The following is a 9,061-nucleotide window of genomic DNA, read 5'->3' as shown; positions in this document are numbered from 1 at the left end:
CCAGCTGGCCCGCCACCCGGAGGATGCGCGGCTGGTCATGGAGAACCTCCGGCAGGACCAACTCCGGGCGATGCAGAACCAGTTGCAGGTGGCGACCGTCCCCGCCCGTGCGGCCCGCGCCGAGGAGCAGTTCGACCTCGCGCACGCCGGCGGGCGGCCACTGCTCCGCCGCCTTCCAGCCGGTCCCGCCACCGGTCCCCATCGTGTAGTAGCGCACCCCCGGCTCGGCCATGACGCCGTTGTCCTCGCCCTTGAGCCAGTGGTCGTACCACCGCAGGTACTCGCGGGCGACGTCCTCGTTGCGCCAGTTGTTGTGGCTCCAGGGGCCGATCACCATCCGCTGGGGGTTGGTCAGGTTGCGGAACCACAGTGTGGTGTCCTTCGCCCAGATGTCGTGCCAGCCGCCGAGGTGGCAGACCGGGATGCCGGAGGCGCTCACCGCGTCCCGGACGGCGGCCGGGTTGACGTCCCGGTAGGGGGTGAGCCCGGTCGCCCCGTCGCGGCTGTCCCGGTACTCCAGGGCCGCCGCCTGGGCGAAGACGTGCGCGTTCAGCCGATGGCCGGCCAGGGCGTCCGCCCGGTCCGCCGCCTCCGGGCCGGCCGGGGCGGCACCCGGCTGGGTGTCCAGCCGTCGCACCAGCTCGCTCCAGTTGCGCACGAAGTCGTCCCGGAAGACCCCGCCTGGCCGCAGGAAGTCGTAGAGGTCGAACATCGCCATCTGCGGCATGACGGCCGTGAGGTGGGGCGGGGCGGTGCCCGCCGCCAGCAGCTGGTTGATGCCGGAGTAGGAGAGGCCGAACATCCCTATCCGCCCGTTCGACCACGACTGCGCCGCCAGCCACTCGGTGACCTCGTGGGCGTCCTGAGCCTCCTCGGCGCTGAACTCGATCCGCCGGACGCCCTCGGAGGCGCCGCTGCCGCGGGTGTCCACCACCGCGACGACGTACCCGGCGCGCAGCATCTCCTTCAGCCAGGGCTGCGCGTCCACCTTCGTCAGCAGTCCGCCGTCCACCGTCTCGGCGCGCCGGTAGCGCTCGTGGCACCACAGGACCGGCATCGGCTCGGCGACCGGAACGCCGCGGCGCCGGGGCCGGAACACGTCGGCCGCCAGCCGGATGCCGTCGCGCATGACGATCCGGACGGTCGATCGCTCGGCGAGGTCGGCCTCCGCCAGGAACGCCGTGATCTCGGCCTTGTGCTCGACCAGTTCGGCACGCAGCCCGGGGGTCATCGCACCGGCGGGACCGTCGAAGCGCAGGCGGCCGTCCTCCACCCACAGGGCGATGTTCGCCTCCCGCGCCGCCAGCAGGAGGTCAACCGCACCGCGCGGCCCGGTGGGTACGGCGGTTCCGTCCGGGGCCGTCACAGCTCGCCCGTTTCGCGGTCACCGCTGGTGTCGAGCGCGCTCTCGCGCGAGCGCAGGGTCCAACGCAGGGCTTCGAGGTGGGACGCGAGACCGGCGATCGTGGGGCTGTCCACAACGGCGCGCACCGGGATGTCGATGCCCAGTTCCGCTCGCAGCGCGCCGACCACGGACATCAGGGAGAACGAGTCCCCGCCCACCTCGAAGAAGTTGGCGTGGACGCTCACCCCGGTCTGCCGCAGGACCTCCGCCCACGCCCGCGCCACCGTGTGCTCCATCGCGGTGGACGGCGGGACGGCGGGCGCCGCCTCGGGCGACTGCGCCGCCTCCGGCTTCGGCAGCCGACGCCGGTCGACCTTGCCGGTGGGCGAGAACGGGATCGACGCCAGCTGCACGTACACGCCCGGCTGCATGACGATGGGCAGCTTCGTCGCGGCGTGGGCCCGCAGCGCGGCCTCGTCGACGCTGCCGCCGCCGGCCGGGGCGACGTAGGCGATCAGCCGGTCGCCGTCCAGGACGAGCACGGCGTTCGCCACGTCGGCGTGGCCGCGCAGCACGGACTCGATCTCCTCCAGCTCGACCCGGACGCCGCGGATCTTCACCTGACCGTCGACCCGGCCGAGGAACTCCAGCTCGCCGTCGGGCAGCCTGCGCACCAGGTCGCCGGTGCGGTAGAGCCGGTGGCCGGGCCGGGCCGGGTCGGCGGCGAACCGCTCGGCGGTCAGCCCGGGCAGGTTGTGGTAGCCGCGGGCGACGCCGTCGCCGCCGATCCACAGCTCGCCGGGCACGCCGATCGGCTGCGGGTTGCCCCACCGGTCGACGACGGCGCAGGTGGCGTTGGCGATCGGCTCGCCGAGCGGCATGGAGCTCCGCCCGGGCGGCTCGTCGCCCATCCGGCCGACCAGTGCGGCGCCGGCCGTCTCGGTCGGGCCGTACTCGTTCCAGATCGCGCAGGTCGGCGACACCAGCGCCCGGGTGCGCGCGACGAGTTCGGCGTCCAGGTTCTCCCCGCCCATGGAGACATGGCGCAGCGTCGGCATCGCGATGCCGGCGTCGGCGATGCCGCGCATCTGGGTCGGCGTCAGGTAGAGCATGGTGACGGCGCGGTCATCGATGAAGCGGGCGGTGGCCGCCGGGTCGGCACGGACCTCCGCCGGGAGCATGACCAGGCAGCCTCCGGCGGTCAGGGCATGGAACATCTGCTCCACCGACCAGTCGAAGTGGTAGTAGAGGTTGTGCAGCACCCGGGTGCCCGGGGCCATCGGGCGGGCGTCCTGTGCCCACTGGATCCAGGGGGTCACCGCACGGTGCGGCAGCCCGACACCCTTGGGGTTGCCGGTGGTTCCCGAGGTGTACATCAGGTAGACGAGCTGTTCGGAGCCGATCTCGACGCCCGGCCGGCCGGCTCCACCGGAGTCGGCGGGCTCGGCGGGCGCGCCCTCCGTGGCGGCGTCGGCCGTGCGCACGACCACCGGGCCGGTCACCTGCGCGGGCAGCTGGTCGCGCAGCGCCGGCGTGGTGACCAGCACCCGCATCCCGCTGTCCGCGACCACGTAGGCCATCCGGTCGGCCGGTGCCAGCGGGTCGAGCGGCACGTACCCGGCGCCGGCCTTGAGGATGCCGAGGATCCCGACCATCAGCTCCAGGGACGGCTCCGCGCACAGGCCGACCAGGTCGTCCGGGCCGACGCCGTCGGCCGCGAGCCGTGCCGCCAGCCGTTCGGCGCACGCGTCGAGCTCGCGGTAGCTGAGCACCCGGTCGCCGCTCTCCACCGCGTCCGAGTCCGGGGTGCGGGCCGCCTGCTCCGCGAACAAGCGGTGCAGGAAGAGGTCGGTGGCGTACGGCCCGTGGGCCGAGCACGACCACTCCTCGATCCGGCGCCGCTCATCCTCCGGAAGGATCGTGAGCTCGGAGATCCGCTTGTCCGGCGCGGCCACCACGTCCGCGGCCAGCGTCTCCAGGTGCTCCAGGATCCGCCACGCCTTGTCCTCGACGAACAGGTCGGTGTTGTACTCCAGGGCCACCCGGTAGGTGAACTCAGTCTCGGTCACGGCGAAGACCAGGTCGAACTTGACGGCCTCCAGGGCGACCGGGACGTCGTCGACGGTGAGGCCCGGGAGTTCGGGCGCCGGGACCTCCTGGTGGAACGACAGCATCACCCGGAACAGGCCCTGCCGCGACGTCCGGTCCGCCGAAACGGCGTTCAGCACGCGTTCGAACGGCACGTCCTGGTGGGCGTACGCGGCGAGGGCCGTCCCGCGCACCCGGCCCAGCAGCTCGGCCAGGGTCGGGTCGCCGGACAGGTCGCTGCGCACCGCCAGGGTGTTGAGGAAGCAGCCCAGCATGGTCTCGAGTTCGGGCAGGTCGCGGCCGGCACTCGGCGTGCCGATCACGACGTCCGTCTGGCCGCTGTACCGGTGCATCAGCACGTTGACCAGGGCAAGCAGGGTCATGAACGGGGTGGCGTCGTGCCTCTTGGACAGCTCGCGCAGGCGGCGCGACAGCGCCCGGGGCAGCTCGACCGACACCGAGGCACCGCGGTTGGCCGCGGTGTCCCGCTGCGGCAGGTCCGCGGGCAGCTCCAGGGCCGGCAGCGGGCCGCGCAACTGCTCCTTCCAGTAGTCGAGTTGCTTGTCGAACGCAGCCTCGTCCACGGTGCCGCGCTGCCAGGCGGCGTAGTCCGCGTACTGGACCGGTGCGCTCGCCGGGTCCTCCTCGGCGGACCCCAGGTACCGGCTCATCAGCTCGGCCACGACCAGCTCGAAGGAACGGATGTCGACGATGGCGTGGTGGAGGTTGACGAGCAGGACGTGCCAGTCCTCGGCCAGCCGGTACAGCTCGAACCGCAGCAGCGGGCCCCGCTCGATGTCGAACGGCCGCCGGGCGGACTCGGCGATCCGGTCCATCAGGACCTGCTCGCGCCGCTCGGCCGGCTCGGAGCCGAGGTCGACCAGCTCCAGGTCGACCGGGGAGTCCGGGCTCACCGTCTGCTGTGGGACGCCGTCGACGGCCCTGATCGTCGTCCGGAAGATCTCGTGCCGCGCCACCAGCGCACGAACCGCCGCGCCCAGGGCCGGCACGTCCAGCGGTCCGCCCAGCTCGACCGCGTGCGGGATGCTGTAGCGGGAGCTGGGCCCGTGGATGTGCTCCTCCACCCACATGCGCTGCTGCACGAAGGAGGTGGGGGCCTGGAGCGGCTCGCCGGCGGACCGGGCGAGCGGCTCGATCGTACGGGCCGCCTCGGCCGGCTCCTCCCGCAGCTGTTCGACGGCCTCGGCCAGGGCGGCGACCGTCTGGTTCTCGAAGATCACGTTGAGCGGGATGCGGATGCCGAGCGCGTCGCGGAGCCCGCTGACCAGCCGTGCGCCCTGCAGGGAGTTGCCGCCCGCGGCGAAGAAGTTGGCGTCGGGCCCGGGACGCTCCGTCCGCAACACCGCGGCCCACGTCGCCGAGACGACGTCCGCCACGGAGTCCGGCAGCCCACGGTGGTTCGGTCCGGCTCCGGTCTGCAGGGTCATGTCGTTCCACCAGCTCCATCGTTCGGGAAGGTACGGAAGGACGCACCGGTACGCCAGTGCGGTGCGGAGGTCTGCGGGCGGTGCGGTCAGCCGACGTACCCCGGCAGCGGTTAGGCGAGCCGCCCTGAGACCTCGGCCACGACCTCCCGGCGGGCCGAGTTCACGAAGAAGTGGCCGCCCGGGAACATCCGGAGGTCGAACTCCCCGGTGGTCAGCTCGCGCCAGCGTTCCAGGACGGCGGGCGCCGCGCTGTCCTGCTCGCCGCCGAAAGCGGTGATCGGGCAGGTCAGCACCGGGCTGCCGGTGAACGCGTGGGTCTCGATGACGGACAGGTCGGCGCGGACCACCGGCAGCATCAGCCGCATCAGCTCACGGTCGGCCAGCACCTCCTCGGGGGTGCCCTGCCAGGCCCGCAGGACCTCGATCAGTTCCTCGTCGGCGCGCCCGTGCAGCGGCGGGTCCGGCAGCTCGGACGCCTGCGGCGGGATCCTCCCGGAGACGAACAGCCGTTCCGGAGAGCCGAGTTCCAGCCGCTGCAGGGTACGGGCCAGTTCCAGGCCGATCAGCGCGCCCATGCTGTGCCCGAAGATCGCGAACGGGCGGTCCAGCCGTGGCATGACGGCCGGCACCAGCTCGTTCAGCACCTCGTTCATGCTGACGACCGGAGAATGGCCCAACCGGTCCTCGCGCCCGGGCAGTTGGACCGCCCACGGCTCGATGTCCGCCGGCAGCAGCTCCCCCCACCCGCGGAACACCGAGATGCCACCGCCCGCGTACGGCAGGCAGAGCAGCCGCAGCGTCGCGTCGGGCCGGCTGACCAGGGGCCTGAGCGGCGGGCTCACCGGTCGGCCTGCCGGGCGGCCTGGCGCTGCCGCAGGGACAGCGGACGCAGGTCGGTCCAGGTCGCGTCGACGTACGCGAGGCACTCCTGCCGAGTGCCCCGGGCGCCGGTCTCCCGCCAGCCGGCCGGCAGCGGCCGGCCGGCGTCCCACAGGGAGTACTGCTCCTCGTCGTTCACCAGCACCGTGAACACGGCACCGTCCTGCTGGTCCATCTGCTCCTCCTCACTGGCCGGTCTGCCGCGCCGGCCGTCGAACTGGTCCGCTCCCACGCCCGTGGCGCCTCACCGGAGGGCGCGCCGCACAGCGCGCAGCTTCCCCGGCCCGCCGGGCGCCGCGGCCGTCCGGGCGGCACGGCGGGCCTGCTGCAGGGGCTCGGCAAGGGCATCCAGCCGCACCGCCGGGTCGTCGGCGACCCGGCGCAGCACGGCCAGGAAGGTGGCCCGGATGTCCGCGACCTCGCTGCCCGCCAGCCGACGCGAGTTGTAGTTGAGCCGCAGGCTGACCGTCTCCCCGCTGGGCTTGCCGAACAGGCAGAAGTCGAGCTGGGAGGTCTGGTTGGCGGGCGGCAGGAAGTCGGTGAACTGGAAGCCCGCGGAGAACACCGGATTCTCCCCGCGCCGGCCGTCACCGGGGTCCAGGCGCTCCAGGAGCCGCGCGAAGGGGTACCGGCTGTTCGCGTAGGAGCCGACGCTCTTGTGCTGCGCCCGCCGCACCACGTCCTCGAAGCAATCCTCGCCGGACAGCCGGACCCGGACGGACAGCGGGTTCACGAACGTGCCGACCATCCCCTCCGTCTCCTTGGCGTCCCGACCTGAGAAGGGCACGCACAGAACGATGTCCTCGTCGGAGCCGATGTCGTGCAGCGCCACCAGGTAGGCGCTGAGCAGGACGACGTGCAGGGTCGCGTCGAGCCGCCGGGCCAGCGGTCCGAGCAGGCCGACGGTCTCCGCCTCCACCTCGAAGTCCAGCGTCCGGTTGGCGACCGCCCCGGCCGGCGCGTCGTAGTCGCCCACCCGAAGCCTCGGCAGCGGCGCGGCGAGTTCGCCGAGCCAGTACGACGCCATGCGCTCGCTCTCGGCGCCGGCCAGCCAGCGCTGCCGGTCCCGGACGAACTCCCGGTACCCCATCGGCAGCGGTTCGAGCTCCGGGGTCCGTCCGGCCGCGCAGGCCCGGTAGGCGGCCAGGAGTTCGCGCAGCAGGATCCCCATGCTGGTGCCGTCCGCGACGATGTGGTGCACGGTCAGGTGGGCGGCGTGGTGGTCGTCCGCCAGCCGGTAGAGCCTCACCCGCACCGGCGGGGTGCCGAGGTCGTCGAAGGGCAGCGCATTCTCCGCCCGGATCAGCCGCTCCGCGGTCCCCTCGGGGTCGGGGTCGGCGCTCAGGTCGATCAGCGGGACGTCGAGATCGTGGACCGGCAGGACGCGCTGGCGCGGCCCCTCCGCACGGTCCGCCAGGACCAGCCGCAGCGCCTCGTGCCGGCCGACCAGGAAGGCCACGGCCCGCCGGAACGCCGCGGCGTCGACCGGCTCGCGGACGTGGTGCCACACGGGCAGGTTGAGCTCGGCCCGGCCCTCGCCGAGCCGGTGCTGCAGCCACATGCCCTGCTGGGCGTTCCACAGTTCGAACCACTCCGGCTCGCCGGATCCCGCGGTCGCCTCCGCTCCCCCGACCGCGGCGGCCTTCGCCGGCCGACCGGTGGCGTCCTGGTCGCCGTCGGCGCCGGCCAGGTGCGCGGCGAGGTCGGCCACCGTCAGGTGGACGAAGAGGTCGGCGATGGTGAGCCTTACGCCGAGGGCCTTCTGCACGCTGTTGGTCAGACGCAGCGCCAGCAGCGAGTCCCCGCCGAGGTCGAAGAGACCGGCGAAGACGTCGACCTCGGCCAGGCCGAACTCGGCGCCCCACAGCTGCCCGAGCGTGCGCTCCAGTTCGCTGTAGTCGCCCTCGGGCCGTCCGGTCAGCCGCACGGTGGCCGCCGTCGGGTGCGCGGCCGCGCGGGCGGCCGTCGAGGCGCGGTCGGCGACGGTCTTCCGGGTCGCCTCGCCGAGCCTGATCGGTGCGCTCGCCATCCGGGCCCGCAGCACCTCGGTGTCCAGCCCGGCCAGCATGTCGTAGTTGATCTCGCCGACGATGACCTGGGTCCGTCCGGAGCGGAGGGCCGCGTGGTGGCCGGTGAGGCCGTCCTCGATCTCGACCGATCGGAAGAAGCCCTGGTCCCGCTGGACCCCGTGGTCCGCGGCCATGCCGGTGCCGATCCAGTCGGTCCAGTTCACGGTGACGGTCGGCAGTCCGGCCTTCGCCCGCCAGGCGGCGAAACCGTCGAGGTACAGGTTGGCCGCCGTGTAGTCGCTCTGGCCGGCCGAGCCGAACAGCGCGGTGGTGGAGCTGAACAGGACCATGGTCGGCCGGTCCGCGCGCGTGGCCGCGTCCAGCGCCGCGGCCCCGTCCACCTTGGGGGAGAGGGTCGCGCGGAACACCGCGGCCGGCTTGCGCAGCAGGAAGCCGTCCCCGGCGGTGCCCGCGGCGTGGACGACGCAGGTGATGCGTCCGAAGGCGGCCCGTACGGTGTCGGCGGCGCGCCGCATGGCATCGACGTCCGCAGCGTCGCCCCGGATGCAGAGCACCTGCGTGCCCCGCTCCTCCATCTCCCGCAGCAGCGCGATCCGTTCGGCCCACTCGCCGCCCTCGGCCAGGACGGCGTCCCAGGTCTCGCGCGGCGGCACCGCGCGGCGACCGAGCAGGGCGATCCGCGCGCCGGGGCGGCGGACGCTGAGGTCGCGGGCCACCTGCAGGCCGAGGCCGCCGAGGCCGCCGGTGATCAGGTGCACCTCGTCGCCGGCCGGTTCCCGCTCCGCATCGGCGGCGGTGAGGTCCACGGGCACCAGTTCGGCGACGTACCGGTCCGCACCGCGCAGCGCCACCTGGCCGAAGGGGTCCGCCGCGAGGATCTCGGCGGCGAGGTGCTCGGGGGCCGTCTCCTCGTCGACGTCGACGCACCGGCAGCCGATCTCGACGTGTTCCTGGCCGATCACCTTGGCGAGACCGAACAGGGCTGAGTGCGCGGGGGTGAGCCGCGGTTCGCGGCCCGTGACGTGGTGGACGTGGGGGGCCACGACGGTGAGCCGCCGGGCCGTGCCGTCCCCGCCACCGAGGGCCCGGGCGAGCTCCAGCAGGCCCATCACGCCGTCCGTGAGGAGCCGGTCCTGGCCGCGGAGCCCGGGTTCGGCCGCCGCGCCGTCCGCGGCAACGTAGACGATCTCGGCGGGCAGCGGGCCGGGGAAGGCCGGCCACGGTGTATCGGCGGCCGCCGTCCGGACCGCCGCACCGGCCGCGGCCAGGCC

Annotated in this window: 5 protein-coding genes; all 5 read right to left on the bottom strand. The window is 73.7% G+C overall.

Annotation, left to right across the window (positions count from 1 at the left end; translation table 11 throughout):
* Positions 1–1,366, bottom strand: a 1,366-nt coding sequence (locus ABZ885_RS30440; RefSeq protein WP_360195563.1) for a CocE/NonD family hydrolase, incomplete at its 3' end; no start/stop codon positions are given.
* Entirely contained in the window at positions 1,363–4,881 is a 3,519-nt protein-coding gene (locus ABZ885_RS30435; RefSeq protein ID WP_360195560.1) for an amino acid adenylation domain-containing protein, read from the bottom strand. The genes ABZ885_RS30435 and ABZ885_RS30440, both read right to left, overlap by 4 nt.
* 110 nt (positions 4,882–4,991) lie before the next feature.
* A complete protein-coding gene (locus ABZ885_RS30430) occupies positions 4,992–5,723 on the bottom strand; it encodes an alpha/beta fold hydrolase (RefSeq protein ID WP_360195557.1) in 732 nt (243 codons plus the stop codon).
* Positions 5,720–5,935: an MbtH family NRPS accessory protein gene (locus tag ABZ885_RS30425; RefSeq protein ID WP_360195554.1), complete on the bottom strand. Its 216-nt coding sequence runs from the start codon at positions 5,933–5,935 to the stop codon at positions 5,720–5,722. The genes ABZ885_RS30430 and ABZ885_RS30425 overlap by 4 nt, the downstream gene beginning before the upstream one ends.
* 69 nt (positions 5,936–6,004) lie before the next feature.
* Positions 6,005–9,061 (bottom strand): SDR family NAD(P)-dependent oxidoreductase (locus ABZ885_RS30420; protein WP_360195552.1); only part of this gene is annotated, 3,057 nt, incomplete at its 5' end.

It is taken from the genome of Kitasatospora sp. NPDC047058 (genome assembly GCF_040643935.1).
In the GTDB taxonomy this organism is placed as follows: Bacteria; Actinomycetota; Actinomycetes; order Streptomycetales; family Streptomycetaceae; genus Kitasatospora.
The sequence above is the reverse complement of the archived record's forward strand: the minus strand, read 5'-3'. Positions and strand labels throughout refer to the sequence as shown.